Origin of the sequence: Blattabacterium cuenoti (assembly GCF_014251255.1) — a bacterium.
GTDB classification, from domain to species: domain Bacteria; phylum Bacteroidota; class Bacteroidia; order Flavobacteriales; family Blattabacteriaceae; genus Blattabacterium; species Blattabacterium cuenoti_W.
On sequence record NZ_CP059182.1, the window covers coordinates 379,307 to 399,246 of the forward strand.

General features: G+C 25.6%; 22 protein-coding genes. 5 read left to right on the forward strand and 17 right to left on the reverse strand.

Features of this window, described 5'->3' with window-relative positions:
• Positions 1 to 16 precede the first annotated feature (16 nt).
• The 3 genes from H0H77_RS01755 to H0H77_RS01765 all read left to right on the forward strand — a co-directional run bounded on the left by H0H77_RS01755 (position 17) and on the right by H0H77_RS01765 (position 4,474).
• Entirely contained in the window at positions 17 to 1,081 is a 1,065-nt protein-coding gene (locus H0H77_RS01755) for a PSP1 domain-containing protein (protein ID WP_185851367.1), read from the forward strand.
• Positions 1,082 to 1,179: 98 nt separating this feature from the next.
• On the forward strand, positions 1,180 to 3,489 hold the full coding sequence (locus tag H0H77_RS01760; protein WP_185851368.1) for a transglycosylase domain-containing protein: 2,310 nt from the start codon (positions 1,180 to 1,182) through the stop codon (positions 3,487 to 3,489).
• Positions 3,490 to 3,520: 31 nt separating this feature from the next.
• Positions 3,521 to 4,474 (forward strand): 2-hydroxyacid dehydrogenase, encoded by a 954-nt coding sequence (locus H0H77_RS01765; RefSeq protein ID WP_185851369.1) that lies wholly within the window; start codon positions 3,521 to 3,523, stop codon positions 4,472 to 4,474.
• Positions 4,475 to 4,493: 19 nt separating this feature from the next.
• On the opposite strand, the gene H0H77_RS01770 is transcribed toward H0H77_RS01765, so the two are convergent.
• The 3 genes from H0H77_RS01770 to H0H77_RS01780 are packed head-to-tail and all read right to left on the reverse strand — an operon-like array spanning position 4,494 to position 7,383.
• Complete coding sequence (locus tag H0H77_RS01770) at positions 4,494 to 5,612, reverse strand: flavodoxin domain-containing protein (RefSeq protein WP_185851370.1); 1,119 nt, start codon at positions 5,610 to 5,612, stop codon at positions 4,494 to 4,496.
• A gap of 12 nt (positions 5,613 to 5,624) precedes the next feature.
• On the reverse strand, positions 5,625 to 6,539 hold the full coding sequence (gene cysK, locus H0H77_RS01775; protein ID WP_185851371.1) for a cysteine synthase A: 915 nt from the start codon (positions 6,537 to 6,539) through the stop codon (positions 5,625 to 5,627).
• A gap of 10 nt (positions 6,540 to 6,549) precedes the next feature.
• Positions 6,550 to 7,383 carry a serine O-acetyltransferase gene (locus H0H77_RS01780; RefSeq protein WP_185851372.1) on the reverse strand — a complete coding sequence of 278 codons (834 nt, stop codon included), beginning with the start codon at positions 7,381 to 7,383 and terminating at the stop codon, positions 6,550 to 6,552.
• Positions 7,384 to 7,587: 204 nt separating this feature from the next.
• Here H0H77_RS01780 and H0H77_RS01785 point away from each other — a divergent pair, with 204 nt between their 5' ends.
• Entirely contained in the window at positions 7,588 to 8,841 is a 1,254-nt protein-coding gene (locus tag H0H77_RS01785; RefSeq protein ID WP_185851373.1) for an NADP-dependent isocitrate dehydrogenase, read from the forward strand.
• On the opposite strand, the gene H0H77_RS01790 is transcribed toward H0H77_RS01785, so the two are convergent.
• The 5 genes from H0H77_RS01790 to menB are packed head-to-tail and all read right to left on the reverse strand — an operon-like array spanning position 8,838 to position 13,484.
• A complete protein-coding gene (locus tag H0H77_RS01790) occupies positions 8,838 to 9,932 on the reverse strand; it encodes an AMP-binding protein (RefSeq protein ID WP_185851374.1) in 1,095 nt (364 codons plus the stop codon). The two genes, H0H77_RS01785 and H0H77_RS01790, sit on opposite strands and share 4 nt — an antisense overlap.
• The gene (locus tag H0H77_RS01795; RefSeq protein WP_185851375.1) at positions 9,899 to 10,996 is read right to left on the reverse strand and encodes an enolase C-terminal domain-like protein; all 1,098 of its coding nucleotides are present in this window, start codon (positions 10,994 to 10,996) and stop codon (positions 9,899 to 9,901) included. Before H0H77_RS01795 ends, H0H77_RS01790 begins: the two co-directional genes overlap by 34 nt.
• Positions 10,987 to 11,685 (reverse strand): metal-dependent hydrolase, encoded by a 699-nt coding sequence (locus H0H77_RS01800; RefSeq protein WP_185851376.1) that lies wholly within the window; start codon positions 11,683 to 11,685, stop codon positions 10,987 to 10,989. The genes H0H77_RS01795 and H0H77_RS01800 overlap by 10 nt, the downstream gene beginning before the upstream one ends.
• Before the next feature lie 33 nt (positions 11,686 to 11,718).
• Positions 11,719 to 12,639, reverse strand: coding sequence for a 1,4-dihydroxy-2-naphthoate octaprenyltransferase (menA, locus tag H0H77_RS01805; RefSeq protein WP_185851377.1), 921 nt, complete (start codon positions 12,637 to 12,639; stop codon positions 11,719 to 11,721).
• A gap of 2 nt (positions 12,640 to 12,641) precedes the next feature.
• The gene (menB, locus tag H0H77_RS01810) at positions 12,642 to 13,484 is read right to left on the reverse strand and encodes a 1,4-dihydroxy-2-naphthoyl-CoA synthase (RefSeq protein ID WP_185851378.1); all 843 of its coding nucleotides are present in this window, start codon (positions 13,482 to 13,484) and stop codon (positions 12,642 to 12,644) included.
• Positions 13,485 to 13,557: 73 nt separating this feature from the next.
• Between menB and H0H77_RS01815 the strand changes: the two genes are divergently transcribed.
• Positions 13,558 to 13,995 (forward strand): hypothetical protein, encoded by a 438-nt coding sequence (locus tag H0H77_RS01815; RefSeq protein ID WP_185851379.1) that lies wholly within the window; start codon positions 13,558 to 13,560, stop codon positions 13,993 to 13,995.
• Here H0H77_RS01815 and nhaD read toward each other — a convergent pair.
• The 9 genes from nhaD to infA form a co-directional block, all read right to left on the reverse strand.
• The gene (nhaD, locus tag H0H77_RS01820) at positions 13,947 to 15,212 is read right to left on the reverse strand and encodes a sodium:proton antiporter NhaD (RefSeq protein WP_185851860.1); all 1,266 of its coding nucleotides are present in this window, start codon (positions 15,210 to 15,212) and stop codon (positions 13,947 to 13,949) included. The two genes, H0H77_RS01815 and nhaD, sit on opposite strands and share 49 nt — an antisense overlap.
• Before the next feature lie 89 nt (positions 15,213 to 15,301).
• Positions 15,302 to 16,591 carry a phosphopyruvate hydratase gene (eno, locus tag H0H77_RS01825; RefSeq protein WP_185851380.1) on the reverse strand — a complete coding sequence of 430 codons (1,290 nt, stop codon included), beginning with the start codon at positions 16,589 to 16,591 and terminating at the stop codon, positions 15,302 to 15,304.
• Complete coding sequence (gene rplQ, locus H0H77_RS01830; RefSeq protein ID WP_185851381.1) at positions 16,578 to 17,039, reverse strand: 50S ribosomal protein L17; 462 nt, start codon at positions 17,037 to 17,039, stop codon at positions 16,578 to 16,580. Before rplQ ends, eno begins: the two co-directional genes overlap by 14 nt.
• 32 nt (positions 17,040 to 17,071) lie before the next feature.
• Positions 17,072 to 18,067, reverse strand: coding sequence for a DNA-directed RNA polymerase subunit alpha (locus tag H0H77_RS01835; RefSeq protein WP_185851382.1), 996 nt, complete (start codon positions 18,065 to 18,067; stop codon positions 17,072 to 17,074).
• An 11-nt stretch (positions 18,068 to 18,078) separates the two neighbouring features.
• The gene (gene rpsD / locus H0H77_RS01840) at positions 18,079 to 18,690 is read right to left on the reverse strand and encodes a 30S ribosomal protein S4 (RefSeq protein WP_185851383.1); all 612 of its coding nucleotides are present in this window, start codon (positions 18,688 to 18,690) and stop codon (positions 18,079 to 18,081) included.
• A 22-nt stretch (positions 18,691 to 18,712) separates the two neighbouring features.
• Positions 18,713 to 19,105, reverse strand: a complete 393-nt coding sequence (rpsK, locus tag H0H77_RS01845) for a 30S ribosomal protein S11 (protein ID WP_185851384.1) — start codon at positions 19,103 to 19,105, stop codon at positions 18,713 to 18,715.
• Between the two features lie 6 nt (positions 19,106 to 19,111).
• The gene (rpsM, locus tag H0H77_RS01850; protein WP_185851385.1) at positions 19,112 to 19,489 is read right to left on the reverse strand and encodes a 30S ribosomal protein S13; all 378 of its coding nucleotides are present in this window, start codon (positions 19,487 to 19,489) and stop codon (positions 19,112 to 19,114) included.
• A gap of 96 nt (positions 19,490 to 19,585) precedes the next feature.
• On the reverse strand, positions 19,586 to 19,702 hold the full coding sequence (gene rpmJ / locus H0H77_RS01855) for a 50S ribosomal protein L36 (RefSeq protein ID WP_185851386.1): 117 nt from the start codon (positions 19,700 to 19,702) through the stop codon (positions 19,586 to 19,588).
• Positions 19,703 to 19,724: 22 nt separating this feature from the next.
• Positions 19,725 to 19,940, reverse strand: coding sequence for a translation initiation factor IF-1 (gene infA / locus H0H77_RS01860; protein WP_014726678.1), 216 nt, complete (start codon positions 19,938 to 19,940; stop codon positions 19,725 to 19,727).

Below are 19,940 nucleotides of genomic sequence, written 5' to 3' on the forward strand. Positions count from 1 at the left end.
TGTAAACTCAATAATAATGGAAAAATTATGTTATAGTTGTTTAAAAAAAAATGGATGTAGTGACAAAAAAAATAAAAGGAAACAATGTTTTATAAAATTTGACGTAATGGATTGGTTATCTAATATACAAAGTCCTTTTGGTTTTTTAGATCATAATCATAATCTAGTGGAAGTTCAATTTAAAAATGATAGAAAAGAATTCTTTTATAAGAAACAAAATCTCCTCCTTAGAAAAGGAGATTTTGTTACTGTAGAATCTAAATTTGGTGGATATGATGTTGGAGTGGTAACCATAACTGGAGAATTGGTAAAATTACAAATACGTAATAAAAATATTTCTTTAAATTCCTTAAAAAAAAAAATATATAGAAAATCAACAGATAAAGAAATAGATATATGGAATTTTTACAAAAAAAAAGAGTTAAAAAGTCTTTTTCAGGCTAGAAAAATTGCAAAAAATTTAAATCTTTCTATGAAAATTTGTGATGTCGAGTATCAAGGGGATGGAAAAAAAGTTACATTTTATTATACAGCAGAAAACAGAATTGATTTCAGAAAATTGATTAAAAAATTCGCTTCAACATTTCGTATACGTATAGAAATGCGTCAGATAGGATATAGACAAGAAGCAGCGAAAATTGGAGAAATAGGATCTTGCGGTCGTGAACTTTGCTGTTCTACTTGGTTGAAAACTTTTAAAAGTGTCAATACTAATTCAGCAAGATATCAACAACTTTCAATCAATATGGAAAAATTAACTGGACAATGTAACAAATTAAAATGTTGTCTTAACTATGAATTGGATGTCTATTTATCCGAAATAAAAGATTTTCCAGATATTAACGAAAAAATATACACAGAAAAAGGGATAGCACAATGTATGAAAATTGATGTTTTCAAAAAAAAAATGTGGTACTCTTACATTAAAAATCCAAATACCTGGTTTAAAATAGAAAAAAAAAAAATAAAGGATATTTTAAAAAAAAATAAAAACAATCAAATAGCTCCTTCATTGGAGAAATTATCAACAATTAATGATTCTATTCATCAAACAGAATTAACATATTATAACAACATATAAATATAACTTTATTATTTGATAAATAAATATGCAAAATAAAATATAAATAATTTTTATACGTGTATAAAAAAAATCCAAAAATCAGTTTTTATTTTCGTATGCTTCTTTTTTATTTTTGGTTATTCTTCTTTTTAGGGATTAGTATCCTTTTTACAATTTTTTATGCTGCATCTAAAGGATACTTAGGTTCTTTGCCCAGTACTAAAGATATAGAAAAACCTACAATGGCAGTGGGATCAGAAGTCTATGATACCAATGGGCTCTTACTTGGAAAATTTTTCTCGGAAAATAGAACATTAATTACTTATAAACAACTTCCAAAAGATCTTGTTAATGCTCTTATAGCAAAAGAAGATATTCGTTTCAAATCTCATTCTGGAATAGATGTAAAGTCAATTCTTAGAGCTATTATTTCTTTTGGAAAAAGAGGAGGAGGAAGTACCATATCTCAACAATTAGCAAAACTTCTTTTTACAAGAACATCTGCAAAAAATAAATTGCAAAGAATCCATCAAAAACTTTTAGAATGGGTCATGGCAGTTGAATTAGAAAAACGTTATACAAAAGAAGAGATTATTACTATGTATTGTAATAAATTTGATTTTTTATATAATGCCAAAGGGATTGAAACCGCAGCTCATACTTATTTTAATAAAACTACTTCTGAATTAAACTTAGGAGAATGCGCCACATTAGTTGGAATGTTAGAAAATCCTTCTTTGTATAATCCGAAAATGTATCCTAATAGAGCTAAAAAACAAAGAAACTTGGTTTTGCATCAAATGAATAAATATGATTTTTTAAACATGTATAGATACAAAAAAGAGTTAAAAAAACCTATAAAAATAAATTTTAAAATACAAAAAAAAGATTTTGAGTTATTGACTTATTATGGAGATTTTTTGAAAAAGGAAATTCAAGATGCATTAGATGACTATGAAAAAAAAACTGGAAAAAAACTAGATCTTTATTCTAGTGGATTAAAAATATATACATCTATTGATGCAAAAATGCAAGATTATGCAGAAAAAGCTGTTAAAAAACATCTTAGTCAACTACAAATTTTATTTAATAGTTTTCAAAAAAAAAATAAAAATGCTCCATTTTTAAATATTTCTCCAGAAAAAACAAAAAGAATTCTTACATCTGCTATGCATAGAACACAATTTTATCAAGATCTCAAACAAAAAGGAATAACGGAAGAAAAAATTAGAGAAGAATTTAAAAAAAAAAAATATATAAAACTGTTTACTTGGAATGGAGAAAAAAAAGTTTTAATGTCTACATGGGATTTCATCCGTTATCAAAAAAGTATTATTCAAGCTGGTTTGTTGTCTATAGAATCTTCCACTGGTTATATTAAAGCATGGGTCGGGGGAATAGATTTTAATTATTTTCAATATGATCATGTTGCAAAAACGCAACGTCAAATTGGTTCTGTTTTCAAACCTATTTTGTATGCTACAGCTATTAATGAATTACATTATACTCCTTGTACAAAAATTTCAAATGAAAAATTCCATTTAGGAAAATGGTGTCCTAGAAATTCAAATGGAAAATATGGAGGATTTCTCACATTAAAAGATGGATTAGCACAATCTGTCAATACTATTTCTGCTAGACTTATATCACAAATGACACCTGTGCCAGTTATTAGGTTAGCACGAAAAATGGGAATAGAATCTATGATCCCTAAAAATCCATCAATTGCTCTTGGATCTGCAGATTTAACATTATATGAAATGACAGGAGCTTTTAATACATTTACCAATTATGGAGTTTACGTAAAACCTAGTATTTTAGTTAAAATAGAAGATGGATACGGAAAATTGATAAAAGATCATATAGATATTAGTAGAAGACAAGTCTTTAGTGAAGAAGTTGCATATATAATGTTAAAATTAATGCAAGGAGTAGTACAATATGGAACCGCTAGAAGATTATTAAATAAATATAATCTTTTTGGAGTGGATATAGCGGGAAAAACTGGAACAAGTAATGATAATTCAGATGGATGGTTTATAGGAATGATTCCTAATTTAACTACAGGAATTTGGGTTGGATGGGAAGATAGATTTGCTCATTTTGAGAGTATTAAACTCGGACAAGGAGCGAATATGGCATTACCTATATGGGCCTATTATATGAAAAGCTTATATAAAAATAAGAGTTTCATTTATCATGAAAAATTATTTTTTCATAAACCAAAAAATTATCAATATCATTGGGATCATTGCAATGAAAATTTTTCTGATGAAAAAGAAAATGAAAAAGAAAATGAAAAAGAAAATGAAAAAGAAAATGAAAAAGAAAATGAAAAAGAAAATGAAAAAGAAAATGAAAAAGAAGAAATTATAAATTTTGATGAAAATTTAAATACTGAAAAAAATAAAGATTACGATAAATAAAATCTCTATTTAATTAGATTATATTGTTCTTATGATAAAAAGAATATTGATTTTAGACAAAAATCATCCTTTTATTGTCTCTAAACTAAGGAAGGAAGAATTTATTTGTGATGAAAACTATTATGATCCTATAGAAAAAATTATGAATAATATCTATTTATATGATGGGATTATTTTAAGAAGTCGTTTAATAATAGATAATAAATTTATTGAAAAAGCTATAAATTTAAAATTTATAGCTAGAGTTGGATCCGGGATAGAAAACATAGATAAAGATTATGCTTTAAAAAAAGGAATCACATTAATTTCATCTCCAGAAGGAAACAAAGATTCTGTAGCAGAACATGCTATAGCCATGCTTTTATGTCTAATGAATAATGTTATTCGTTCTAATCAAGAAATTAGAATGGGAAAATGGAATAGAGAATCTAATATAGGAAAAGAGATAATGGGAAAAACAATAGGAATTATTGGATATGGAAATACGGGAAAAGCTTTTGCTAAAAAACTTTCAGGATTTGAAACTATAACTTTATGTTACGATATTCTTCCAAAAGTAGGAGATGGTTATGCAAAGCAAGTAGATATGAAAACAATTTTTACAAAATCTGATATAATTAGTCTACATGTTCCTTATACAAGGAAGACAAAGGGAATGATAAACAAAAATTTTATAAAAAATTTTTGTAAGCCTTTTTATTTTGTGAACACTTCTCGTGGAGGATGTGTTCTTACTGATCATTTAATTAGTGCATTAAAAAATGGAAAAATATATGGAGCATGTTTAGATGTATTAGAATATGAAAAATCTTCTTTTGAAGATTTTTTTAGAGATAGAAAACTTCCTAAAAATTTTTTACAACTTATTCTTTCTGAAAAAGTGATATTAACACCACACATTGCTGGATGGACAAAAGAATCAAAATATAAAATAGCTAAGAATATTGTTGATAAAATTCTTTTTATTCAAAAAAAATTCAATTGAATTTTTTTTGAATAAAATTTCAATATACATCTTTTAAATAACGTCCATCTTTTTTAATTTTTTTTATAAATACTTTTGAATCAAATTCTCCTAATTTTTCTTTTGTTATACGGAATAGTGTTTTTTCTACATCAATACTCATAGGATTTTTTTTTCCACAAATATATATATATGCACCATTTTTTATCCATGAAAATAATTTTTCACGATTTTCCCATATTTTATCTTGCACATAAACTTTTGTCTCTTGATCTCTTGAAAAAGAAAGATTCACATAATTGAGTACTCCATTTTTTTTCCAATTTTGAATTTCTTTTTTATAAAGAAAATCAGTTTCAAAATGTTGATTTCCAAAAAAAAGCCAATTTTTTCCAGAATTTTTATGAACTTCTCTTTCATATAAAAAAGAACGAAAAGGAGCGATCCCTGTTCCAGAACAAATGAGGATTATATCCTTATTTGATTCTTTTGGTAATTTAAATACGCGATTGTTGCAAACAAAAAAAGATAATGGATCTCCTTTTTTTAGTTTAGAAAGAAAATTGGAACAAAATCCATATTTTCTTTTTCCATTTTTTTGAAAAAAACGATGACGTAACACTGTAATATGTATTTCATCATTGTGAACAATAGGAGAGGAAGAAATAGAATACAATCTAGGTTTTATAGGATCCATAATTTGAATCAAATCTCTCAAATGAATTTTTTTTTTGATAGGAAATTTTTTTAAAAGATCAATAAGATTCCATTTTCTATTTCTATCGTCATTATTAAGAGGAACAACAATTTTTTCTGATAAAAAAGAATATTTTTTCAGCATGTTTAGAGATAGAGAAACTATATTCAATTGTTTTTGAAATAAATTCAACATCACATCTTTTTCATTTTTTTCAAAAAAAAAATTTTTTTTTTGAAAAAAATCCATAAGATCAAAAACTTCATCTAAAGAATTTTCAGCAATTATTGCTATAGAATCTCCCGGAGAATAATCCAATTTTTTATCCATTGATATTTCAATATGATGGTATTCTTTAGAATATTTTTTTCTCTTTTCTTTTTCTTTATTTAAAAGAATATTATTTAAAATTATTCCATTTACTTTTTCACTATTTTTTTCTTTTCCCTTGTAAAAAAACATTTTTTATTTATTCTAAACTTCAAAAAGATTTTCCACTGATAAATACCTTTCTCCAGTATCATAATTAAATGTAAGAATTATAGAATTATTAGAAATATTAGGAAGTTGTTTTTCTATAGCGGAAAGAGAAGCTCCTGTAGAAATTCCTACAAAAATTCCTTCCTTTATCGCTATTTTTCTCACAAAATTAAATGCTTCTTCTTTAGATACTAAAAGAGATCCATCTAAAATTTTAACATTTAGAATAGAAGGAATAAATCCAGCTCCTAACCCTTGTAAAGAATGAGTTCCACTTTTTCCTCCAAATATAACTGGAGATTCCACTGGTTCTACAGAAAAAATTTTTATAGTTGGAAATTTTTTTTTCAATACTTCTGCTACTCCAGTTATATGTCCTCCAGTTCCGACTCCCGTAATCAAATAATCTATTCCTTCTGGAAAAGAATTAATAATTTCCTTCGCAGTTGTATCCTTATGAATATTTGGATTAGAAATATTGTCAAACTGTCTTGGCATCCAAGAATTAGGAATAGAGTTGATCAACTCTTCTGCTTTTTTAATAGCTCCTCTCATTCCTTCTTCTCTCGGAGTAAGAACAAATTTTGCTCCAAAAATAGAAAAAAGTTTTCTTCTTTCAAGACTCATAGACTCCGGCATCACTAAAATAAGACGATAACCTTTCACAGCAGAGACCATCGCTAATCCCACTCCTGTATTTCCAGAAGTAGGTTCTATGATAAGATCTCCTTTTCTAATAATTCCTTTATTTTCTGCATCTTCAATCATAGATAATGCAATTCTATCTTTAATGCTCCCTCCAGGATTATTTTTTTCCAATTTTATCCATACCTTATGAGTAGGAAATAAACGATGAAGATGGACATGAGGTGTATTCCCAATAGTTTTTAATATGCTTTCTACTCTCATTTTTATTTTTTTATATCATAAAATTAATAGGATCAGGAAAAGGACTATTATTCCTCATTTTTATTTCACTTTTTTGATATACTATGGAAAAAGGAGGAATACTTCGCGTAACCCATACATTTCCTCCAAGAACACTATCATGACCAATAACGGTTTCTCCTCCTAAAATTGTTGCTCCAGCATAAATAGTTACTTTATCTTCTATAGTAGGATGACGTTTTTGATTTGCTAATTTTTTATCTACATATATAGCTCCTAAAGTAACTCCTTGATATATTTTCACTTTATTTCCTATTTTCGTACTGGATCCAATTACAATTCCAGTTCCATGATCTATGACAAAAGCTTTTCCTATTTTTGCAGAAGCATGAATGTCCACTCCTGTTTTACTATGAGCATATTCTGTTATTATTCTAGGTAAAATAGGAATTTTTTGAATCCAAAATTGATGAGCAATTCTATATAATGCTGTAGCAAAAAACCCAGGATAAGATAAAAATATTTCTTCTATAACAGTTGCGGCAGGATCAAATTCTAATATTGCATTAGCATCCATAATCAATGTTTGATAAATATGTGGAATTTCTTTGAAAAAGATTTTCGAAAGTTTTTCAGCATTTTTTTCTTCAAAATTTAATTCTAAAAAAATAGAACCTAATTTCTTTTGTAAAATTTTGTATTTTTCTTTAAAAAAAGAAACATTTTCTAAAAGATTTTTATCAGGTGTAAAAAGAATATGAAATAAGTCTTCTACAAACTTTTCGGATATTTTTTTTTTGGGAAAAAAAAATTTTCCTTTTTTATTATTTTCAAATAATTTTGTTGCAAAATTTTTATTTGACATTGACATTTTTACTTAACTAATTTTTGACAAAAAATCACTTTTCATGTTGTGATAAATTAAAAAAAACAAATTATATCACATTTCCTTTCCTATTAATAGTGAAAACGTATTTTTTTTTCAAAAAAACAAATATAAGAATTTATTCACTTAATATTTTAAAAAAAAACATGTAATATTAATAGATTATTTTTATTATTTGTAATGATGAAAAAAATAAAGGTAAATAGTCCTATAGTGGAAATAGATGGAGATGAAATGGCTAAAGTTATATGGAAATATATAAAAAAATATTTCATATTTCCTTATTTAGATATAAAAATTATCTACTTTGATCTAGGAATAAAAAATAGAGATTTGACAAATGATCAAGTCACTATAGATGCTGCTCATGCAATAAAAAAATATAATGTAGGAATAAAATGTGCGACTATTACCCCTGATAAAGAAAGAATGAAAGAATTTCATCTAAAAAAAATATGGAAATCTCCAAATGGAACTATTCGAAACATGATAGATGGAACTCTATTTAGAGAACCTATCATTGTAAAAAATATTCCTCGTTTGATTCCAAATTGGATAAAACCTATATGCATAGCACGTCATGCACATGCGGATCAATATAATGCAATAGATTTTCTTGTTAAAGAAAAAGGAAAATTGTATATCTCTTTTGTTCCAGATAACAAAAAAAATAAAATTCAAAAATATGAAATACACCGTTTTTTAGGACCAGGAATAGCCATGGGAATATACAATACGGAAAAGTCTATCTGTGAATTTGCTCGTTCTTGTTTTAACTATTCTATTTATAAAAAATGGCCTCTATTTCTTTCCACAAAGAATACTATTCTAAAAACATATGACGGAAGATATAAAGATATTTTTCAATATTTGTATGAAAAAGAATTTCAATCAAAATTTAAAGATCTTAAAATTACTTATGAACATCGTTTAATTGACGATATGGTAGCAAATGTAATTAAATCAAATGGAGGATTTGTATGGGCATGCAAAAATTATGATGGGGATGTACAATCGGATGCAATCGCTCAAGGATTTGGTTCATTAGGAATGATGACTTCAACATTATTAGCTACAGATGGAAAAACATTAGAAACAGAAGCGGCTCATGGAACTATAACAAAACATTACAGATTGTATAAAAAAGGAGAAAAAACATCAACAAATCCTATAGCTTCTATTTTTTCTTGGACACGAGGATTGAAACATCGTGCGTTTTTAGATAAAAATCAAAATTTAAAAATTTTTTCTGAAAAAATAGAACAAACATGTATAGAAGTGATAGAATCTGGAAAAATGACTAAAGATTTATTTAAACTTGTTCATAAAAGAATTTCCAACGACATTAAGAAAGAAAAAGAAAATAATTTTTTAGATACAAAATCTTTTCTTCATTTATTAAAATTTCATTTCGAAAAAAAAATCAAAAAAATTTAAATTTCTTTTTTTTTATGAATTAGTTCATTTATTATTTTCTTTCTATCAAATTTATCAAATGAATTTTCTGAAAATTTTTTTACGAAAAAGATATGTTTTGGCTTAAAAAATTTTTTTTTACCTATAAAAAGATATTTTGGAATCTGAATAGAAAAAGGAAAGCTTTCAATAACTAATACAATTCTTTCCCCTAGTTTCTTATCAGGAATTGAAGAGACAAAAAATCTTTTATAATAAGGAATTAATGGAAAAAGATCTTTTTCTATTAATTCAGGAAAAACTTTTATTCCTCCACTATTAATAATATTATCATATCTCCCAATCCAATTGAATTTATGTTTAGATATTATATGAACAATATCATTTGTTTGAATAAAAGAATCCATACAATATGGAGAAAATATTTTTAAACAGTTTCTTTTATCTATACTAATAGAAATATCTTTGAATGCTTGATAACAATTAGATTTATCTAATCCATTAATTTTTTTTAAAGCAATATGACCTAATGTCTCTGTCATTCCATAAGTAGAATAACAAACAGTTGAAATATTTTGTAATTTTTTTTCTAAATCGATAGAAACAGGTCCTCCCCCTATTAAAAGAATCTTTATTTTTTCTATTTTTAATTTTGTTAAAGATGAATAAACTTGTATTGGAACCATTGAGGAAATATCAAAAGATTCTTCAATATTTTTTAACGGATTAGATGATGGAGGAATACAATACACATTCCACTTAAATATCAGTGAACGGACTAAGAACATTTTTGCTGCTATATAATCTAAAGACAAACATAATAATCCTTTAATTTTATTTTTTTTTAAATCTAAAAAATCTACTGTTGCTTTTGCACATTCTACCATATATTTTTTTCTTAAAAAAATTTTCTTAGGAATTCCTGTTGTTCCAGAAGTAAATCCAATTAAGACTGGATTACAGTCATACCAATTTTTTAAAAAAGAAAGAATTGATTTTTGAAAAAAAAACAAAGGATGATTACTAGAAACCAAATGGGGGAACATGTTTCTTGAAGAAAAATCAATCCATATTCCTCCTAAATCATCTGAATAAGATTTTTTATCTTCCATTTTCGCAAAGGATCATACCAAATATATCCTTTTTCCACTTTTAAAGGAGAATCAAAATTATTAATATAAAAATATCCTGTATTTAATCCATGAACAATGGAATAATGATTTTTTTTTCTAAAAAAAATATTAAAGGTCCATTGAGAAATAGCATTGATTCCTATATTACTTTCCAAAGAAGAACTAATACAGTAACCTATTTTTCTTTTTTCAGCTTCTGATATCCATTCTTTTGTCCCTACAAAACCTCCACATATATTTGGCTTTATAACAATATAATGAGGACGAATAATATCTAATAACTTTTTTTTTAATTCTAAATTAAAAACTGTTACTAATTCTTCATCTAATGCCACAGGCAATTTTGAATTCTTACATAAAAAAGACATCTCATTCCAATTTCCAGATAAAATAGGTTGCTCTATATAATGAACGATATCTAAATCGAATAATTTATTGATACAATATAAAGCATTTTCTTTACTTATAAAAGTACCATTTGCATCTACACGTATTTTTACATTTGGATATTTTTTTTTTATCTCCTTTAAAAGAGAATATTTATGATCAAAAGATTTTGAATCTATTTTCATTTTAATAAACGAAAATCCTTTAAAAATTTCTTTTTCAATTTTTTTGAATAAAAGTTTAGTTTCTGATTCTTTTGAAGAATCTAACCAAATTAAACTATTTATAGGAAGTCCTAATTTACCATTAGTAAAATCAGAATTATATAAAATTGGAAATTTATTTTTTAAACTTAAAAAAACTTGTTCTAATCCGAAAAAAATAGATGAATATGAAATAAATTGAGAATAATAATAAGACTCTGTTTTTTTTAAAAAATTTATCTTTTCAGAAAGAAACTGCAATTCTTTTTCGTAATTTCTTAAGTCATAAAACGCAAATTGATCCAATAATGGATTACATTCTCCAATTCCTATTTTATTTTCTTTTTTTACAACTAAAAACCAAATAACGTTATATTCAAAAATTCTACTTGAATTTTTGACTTTTCTTTTAAAAAAAAATTTACATTTTTTTAATGTAGATTTTATATGCATATGGTTTCTCCCATATTTAATAAAAATAGTTCTTTTTTAGTCTCAAAAAATTTATTTTTTGCTATTTTTTTATCTATTTGAATTGTTTCAAAAGTATTATAATGAACTCCTAAAATCTTATTACATTGCAAAAAATCAGAAGCGATTATGGCTTCTTCTACATCCATTGTATAAACTCCTCCTATGGGGAGGACAGAAATTTTCAAATTTCCAAAACTAGGAATAAGTTTCATTTCATATGTAAGAGAAGTATCTCCTGATAAATAAACATTTCCTTGATCCGTATGTAAAAGAAAACCTCCAGGATTTCCTCCATAAGTTCCATCATTGAAAACACTAGAATGAGATGCCCAAACATATTTTAATTTTCCAAATGGAAAAGAAATAAAAGATCCGTAATTGATTCCATACGTTTTTAATCCTTTATTATCAAAAAAATTAGATATTTCATAATTTGAAATGACTAAAGATTCAAATTTTTTAGCGAAAAATTCTGTATCACAAACATGATCATAATGAGCATGTGTTAATAAAATATAATCTATTTTTTTAAAAAAATTTATCCATTTATTACAATTAATATTATGTTTCTTAAACATAGGATTTTCGGAAAAAAAAGGATCTACTAATAAAAAAATTCCATGTATTTCTAATAAATATGTACTATGAGTAAAAAAAGTTATTTTCATGTTTCCTTTGTATTTTAAATAAATAATTTATAATTAATAAGAAAGAATTCCAAACCCTATACTCATAGAGTAAAATAAAATTATTATAACTAATTTTTTTAATTCTAAATTAAAATCTTTCGAATTTGAAATACAAATAACTTTATTAATATGTTTTATAAAAAAAGGAAAAATAGAGATAAAATAAATCCATTGAAAACAACTTTTATAATTTAAATAAGTAAAACATCCTCCAAAAAATAAAGAAATTAAAATAGAAAAAATATGGTATTTTTTTGCATATTTAATTCCCAATACTCCTGCTATTGTATATTTTCCATTTTCACAATCATTATCTATATCTCTCATGTTGTTAATATTTAATACAGCAACACTTAATAATCCTATAGATAAAGATAGAAATAAGATATCTATATTATGCAAAGTCAAAGTATGAGTATATAAAAAATAACTTCCCATTACAGAAACAATTCCAAAAAATATTAAAACAAACAAATCTCCCATTCCTACTATATATCCATAAGGATTTTTACCAAGAGAATATTTTAATGAACTATATATACAAATTAAAATTCCTATTAAATAAAACAAAAAAACGAAAATATTAATTTTATTAATGGCCTGAAAAATTAACAATATACCAGAAAGAAAAGATAAAATCGAAAAAAAACTTACTGCTTTTTTCATCTCTAATAATGAAATAAAACCACTTTGAATTGTATGAATTGGACCTATTCTTTTACAATTATCAACACCTTTTATAAAATCTCCATAATCATTTGAAATATTTGCTAATATTTGTAAAAATAATGCAGTTATAACACACAAAAAATAAGTTAAAAAACTACTTGTATATCCTCTAGATATAGAAATTAAAAAACTTAAAGTTATTCCAGAAAAAGATAAAGGTAAAGTATGAATACGAGCCGCTTGACACCAGTGTTTTAATTTCATAACTATAACTTTTTTTTTTCTAAAAGTTTAGAAAATTTTTTGAAATTCGGATTTCTTTTTTCTAAAAATGCATTTTTTCCTTCTTGAGATTCATCCATTAAATAAAACATAAAAGTAGCATCTCCTGCTAATTGCATCAATCCATGTTGTCCATCTAATTCTGCATTTAAACAACGTTTAATCATTCTTAAAGACATAGGACTTCTTTTTTGTATTATCTGACACCATTCTATGGTAACTTTTTCTAATTGTTTTTTAGGAACAACTTTATTTATCAACCCCATATTTAATGCTTCTTTAGCAGAATATTCTTTACATAAAAACCACATTTCTCTTGTTTTTTTTTGACCAATATGACGTGCTAAATAAGAACATCCAAACCCACCATCAAAAGATCCAACTTTAGGACCAACTTGACTAAAAATTGAATTTTCTGATGCAATAGTCAAATCACAAACTACATGTAAAACATGTCCTCCTCCTACAGCAAAACCATTTACCATAGCAATAACAGGTTTTGGTAACTCTCGTATTCTTTTATAGAAATCTAAAATATTTAATCTTGGAATCCCATCTTTTCCTAAATAACCTCCTAATCCTCTTGTTTTTTGATCTCCTCCAGAACAAAAAGATTTCTCTCCAGATCCTGTTATAATCAACACATCAATATCTCTTCTATCACGACATATATCTATAGCATCAATCATTTCTTTAACTGTTTCTACACGAAAAGCATTATGACAATGAGGTCTATTTATTTCTATTTTGGAAATTCCTTTCCAAAATAGAAATAAAATATCTTCATATTCTTTAATCGGAATCCAATTTACTGTACAATAATGCATAACTTGACAAATTATTAATTGAAATTAAAATTCATAACAAAGTAACAAAAAAAATACTTTTTTTAATCATGTAATGTTCAGAAACATATTTTCAGTATTCATAGGAATAATAGTCAGCATAACTGAAATTATTATTGCTACTAAATTAGTAAAAAAATGGTTTATAAATAATATCCAATTGATTCCATTAAAAAACTTGCAAGATGTTTTTATTCATGCACCAACTAAATTTTTTATAATTCTAATTTTTTTCTATACATTAAGTCCTTTTTTAGGAGGAATAATAACAGCTTTTTTTGTACGGAAAGCTAAGAAAGCTTATGCAGTATTAAATGGATTTATTTTGTTTTTTATTGTATTAATTCATATTTATTTTTGTTCATTTCCATTTTGGTTTAAAATTATTATTTTTCCCATTTTTTTACCCCTTTCATATCTAGGAGGAGAATTGATAGAAAATTTTTATAAAAAAAAGTTTTTTACTAATAAGAAAAAAAATCCTGATAAATAACCTATCAAAGCTAACCAACTAATTTTTTTTAGATACCATAAAAAATCTATTTTTTCCATTCCCATAGCTGCAACTCCAGAAGCAGATCCTATAATAAAAAGACTTCCTCCCGCTCCAGAAACATATGCGATAAAATGCCAAAATTCATGATCAATAGGGTAAGAAAACATAGCTATAGTCGCTGCTACCAATGGAACGTTATCTATAATAGAAGAAATAAAACCAAATATAAATGTTGTTAATTTCCATGTAAAAACTATTTTTTTAATCCATTGAGATAAATTATATAAAACTCCTAAAGATTCCAATGCTGAAACGGAAAGCAATATTCCTAAAAAAAATAAAACACTAGATATGTCTATTTTTCTAAAAACTTCATCTATAGAAAAACCTTTATTCAGAATAGTTATTACTATACAAAATATTCCAAGAGAAAACATCATTCCCATATATGGTGGAACTCCTGTTATAGTTTTAAAAAGAGGAACCAATAACATTAGTAGCAAACCTATATTTAACATAAGAAAACCTTTCTTCAAATCTGATTTAGATAAATCAGATTTTTTCACTTGAACAAATCCATTAAAAATAGACATTTGAGAACCTATTATAGTAGAGGAAAACATACATAAAAAAGATGGAATAAATATTTCTTTGATAAGTCTTACAGTAGTAACTTTATTAGAAATCCACAACATTGTTGTAGTGATATCTCCAATAGGAGACCATACTCCTCCTGCATTAGCAGATATAATAACAAAACCCAAATAATATAAACGATCTTTATAATCAGAAATAATTTTTCGTAAAAGAGAAACCATTACAATGGTTGCTGTAAGATTATCTATTATTGCAGATAATACAAAGGATAAAAAAGTCATTATCCACAAAAATTTTCTTTTTGTATTATTTGAAAATAATTCTTTCAAAGATTCAAATCCAGAAAAAACATCTATTATAGAAATAATAGACATTGCTCCAATAAGAAAAAAAATAATTTCAGATGCTTTTCCTAAATGAAGTAATAATAAATGATTTTTAGAATTGTTCCAAGGAATCAAATTTTTATGGTTCAATTCAAAAACAGGAAGATTACAAAACATGATTAAAGACCAACAAACAGAAGCCATAATAAGAGATGGAACAACCTTATTTAAGAATAAGATATTCTCAAGAGTAATAAATAAATATCCAATGATAAAAACTAATATTAACATTATTTCATTGGTTCCTTGTAACAAAATTTATCCTCCATTTTTTTTATAAAAAATGTCAATTAATAATTAAATAAATTTCAATTTTTTTTTCATGGAAAAATCCATCCTGGATAATAAGAATTATTTCCAAGCATTTCTTCAATACGAAATAGTTGATTATATTTTGAAGTACGTTCAGAACGGCTGATAGAACCTGTTTTAATTTGTCCAGTATTAAAAGCTACTGAAAGATCTGCTATAAAAGGGTCTTCTGTCTCACCTGAACGGTGAGAAATAATGCTGTTATATTTATTTTTTTTAGCTAAGTTTATAGTATTTATTGTTTCTGTAAGCGTTCCTACTTGATTTACTTTTATCAGAATTGAATTTGCAATCTTTTCTTTTATTCCTCTATTTAATTTTTCTACTTGTGTTACAAAAAGATCATCTCCTACTAATTGAATTTCTTTTCCAATTTCATGAGTTAATAATTTCCATCCTTCCCAATCATTTTGATCCATTCCATCTTCAATAGATAGAATTGGATATCTTTTGATTAAATATGATAAGTAATTTACATGCTCTTCCTTAGATTTCTTTATTTTCCTTTCTTTTTTTTTTTCAAATTTGGAATAATTGTACTGGTTATCTTGATAGAATTCAGAAGCTGCACAATCTAAAGCTAATCCTATATGATCATATGGTTCATAGCCTGATTTATGTATAGCCTCTAAAATATTGTCTAAAATATCTTCTATCTTACTAAAATTTGGAGAAAATCCTCCTTCATCACCAAGATTCGTAGATAATCCTTTTTTATACAAAATGTCCTTTAAAGAATAAAAAACTTTATGACTCATTTGAATAGCTTCAAAAAAATTTTTTGCTTTTATAGGAATAATCATAAATTCTTGAAAAGGAATAGAAGAGTCCGAATGTTTTCCTCCATTTATAATATTTATTAAAGGAACTGGTAAAATATTTGAAGAAATTCCTCCCATATATTTGTAAAGGGGAAGTTTTAATTCTTCTGAAGCTGCTTTTGTTACAGCTAAAGAGATTCCTAAAAGAGCATTAGCTCCTAATCTTTTTTTATTTTTAGTCCCATCCAAATCTAACATTAGACGATCAATATCTTCTTGGTTTAGAACAGATTTTCCAATTAATTCAGGTGCAATAATTTTATTAACATTTTGAACAGCTTTAAAAACTCCTTTTCCTAAAAAAAAAGACTCTCCTTCATCACGTAATTCAACTGCCTCTTCTTTTCCTTTTGAAATACCAGATGGAACAGACGCACGTCCCAATATATTATTATGAGTAATAACATCGACTTCTACAGTAGGATTTCCTCTTGAATCTAATATTTGTCTCGCTTTAATACTTTTAATTTTGCTCATGATTATTTTTATTCTTCTTATTATTTTTTTTATTTCTACTACGTCTTACAGATTTTATTATATTTTTTTTATCATTATCACGATAAAAATTATTAAAATCTACTAATTCAATCATAGAATATTTAGACATATCTCCCAAACGAAATCCAACTTTTATAATTCTTGTATATCCACCAGAACGTGCTCGTACTTTTTCAAAAGTATTTTTAAAAAGTTCCGATACAGCTATTTTATCTCTTAATAATGAAAAGATATTTCTTTTTGAATGAGTTGTATTTATTTTAGATTTAGTGATAATTGGTTCTATATATTTTCTTAATGCTTTAGCTTTGGCTAAAGTTGTAAAAATTCTTTTCTTTTTAATTAAAGAAGAAGACATATTAGAAAGCATAGATTTTCTATGTCCAAACTTTCTACTTAAATGATTATTTCTTTTTTTATGATTCATTGTTATCGAATTAATTGGACAACAAATACAATCTATTTTTTTAATTTAAAATTAGATATATCCATTCCAAATGATAATCCTTTTTCTTTCATTTGAGTTTCTAACTCTTCTAATGATTTTTTTCCAAAATTCCTCATTTTTAACATATTACTTCTTGTACAACGAACCAAATCAGCTATAGTTTTTATAGAGGCAGATTTTAAACAATTTTTTGTACGAACAGATAAATTCATTTCACTCAATTTGGATTTTAATAAAGTACGCATTCTCAAATATTCCTCATCATATTTCTTTTCTTTATGAATTTTTTCATTTTCTTTTTTTCCGATTTTTTCGTAAGAAAAAATAGAGAAATACTGTATTAATATTTTAGAAGCTTCCATTAAAGCATATTTAGGACAAATAGATCCATCTGTTTTTATTTCCAATAAAAGATTTTCAAAATCCGTTTTTTGACCTACACGACAATTTTCTATTGTATATTTTACATTTTTAATAGGAGTATAAATAGAATCTATAGGAATAGTATCAATTAAATCATTATTTTTTTTGTTTTCTTCTGCGGGAACATATCCTCTTCCTTCTTCTATAGTAAAACTTATTTCTAATGGAATATTATTATTTTTATTACAAATTATTAAATCAGTATTCAAAATTTGAAAACTAGAAATAAATTCGTTTAGCATTTTTCCAGTTACTTGTTCACAAAAACTATCAATATTCGCGTTAACTATTTCTTTAGAAATACCAGAAACTTTTCGTTTCAAACGAATTTTTTTAAAATTTAAAACAATTTCAGTAACGTCTTCAACGACTCCTTCTATAGTAGTAAATTCATATTTCACTCCTTTGATCCTAATAGAAGTAACTGCTAATCCTTTTAAGGAACCTAAAAGGACTCTTCTTAATGCATTTCCTAATGTGAGTCCGTAACCAGGCTCTAAAGGTTTTAAGTGAAAAATACCTTTATAATCAGAAAATTCGGATGTTGTAATCCGATCAGGTTTAACAAAATCTAGAATAGCCATAAAAATTTATATTATTTTGAATACAATTCAACAATTAGCTGTTCTTTGATATTTTCTGGAATTTGAGATCTTTTTGGAATCATTCTAAATATTCCAAACAGATTTTTCTCATCTAAAACTAACCATTCTACTAACGTTCCTTCCACCTTTTTTTTTATTGATTCTAATATAACGGGATGTTTTTTCGACTTTTCTGAAATTTCAATTTTATCTCCAGGTTTTAATCTAAAAGATGGAATATTAACAATTTTTCCATTTACCATAACATGTCTATGAGAGATGATTTGACGTGCAGAAGATCTAGAAGGAGCAAATTTCAATCTGAAAAAAACATTATCAAGACGAGATTCACATGCTTGTAACAATAATTCCCCTGTGACTCCTTTTTTTCTTGAAGCTTCTAAAAATAATTTTTCAAACTGACGTTCTAATATTCCATAAGTATATTTTGCTTTTTGTTTTTCTAATAATTGTATAAAATATTCAGAACGTTTTCCTCTTCTTCTATTATTTCCATGTTCACCAGATGGATATTTTCTCCTTTCAAAATATTTGTCTTCTCCATATATACATTCTCCAAATTTTCTGGATATTTTAGTTTTTGGTCCTATATATCTTGCCATAAAGAAATAAAAAAAAATTGAATTAAACTCTTCTCCTTTTAGGAGGACGACATCCATTATGGGGTAATGGAGTAATATCTTTTATTAATGTTACTACAAGACCAGAATTACTTAATGCCCTTATTGCCGCATCTCTACCAGATCCTGGCCCTTTAACTTTAACTTCTACTTTCTTTATTCCAGCATTTAGTCCTTCCTTTGCTACATTTTCTGCTGCCATTTGAGCTGCATAAGGAGTATTTTTTTTGGATCCTTTAAAATTCATTTTTCCAGCAGAAGACCAAGTAATAACATCACCTTTTTTGTTTGTTAAAGTAATAATAATATTATTAAATGTAGATTGGATATGAGCTTCTCCAAATGAATCTACTACAACTGATTTCTTTTTTTTTACAAATGATGATGATTTTCCCATTAAAAATTATTTTACTGATTTCTTTTTATTAGCTACAGTTTTTCTTTTTCCTTTTCTAGTTCTACAATTATTTTTAGTTTTTTGACCTCTTAAGGGTAAACACTTTCTATGTCTAATTCCTATATAACATCCAATATCTGTTAATCTTTTAATATTTAACTGAGTTTCTGACCTTAATTCTCCTTCAATTGTGATATTAGTTGATATATATTTTCTAAGATTACTAATCTCTTCATCCGACCAATCCATTACTTTTTTATTTTCATCAATTCCAACATGAGACAGTATTTTTTTTGATAAACTCCTCCCTATTCCATATAAATAGGTAAGACCTATAACACCTCTTTTGTATTTTGGAATATCTACACCAGAAATTCTAGCCATAGGAAAAAACTATGTTAAAATATTTTTTAAATCATAAAACATAAAATCCTTTCAATTTTCAAATAAAAAATAAAAATTATATTTCTACTTTACTTATTATCCTTGTTTTTGTTTAAATCTTGGATTTTTTTTATTGATAATACGCAAACGTCCTTTACGAAGAATAATTTTACAATTATCAGTTCTTTTTTTTAAAGAAGCTCTTACTTTCATAATTATTTTTTTTTATATTGATTTAATATCTATATGTAATTCTTCCTCTTTCTAAATCATAGGAAGACATTTCCAATCTTACTTTATCTCCTGGCAATATTTTAATATAATGCATTCTCATTTTTCCAGAAATATGAGCTTTTACAATACATCCATTTTCTAATTCAACACGAAACATTGCATTTGGTGATGATTCAATAATAGTTCCATCCACTTCAATATGCTTCTGTTTAGCCAT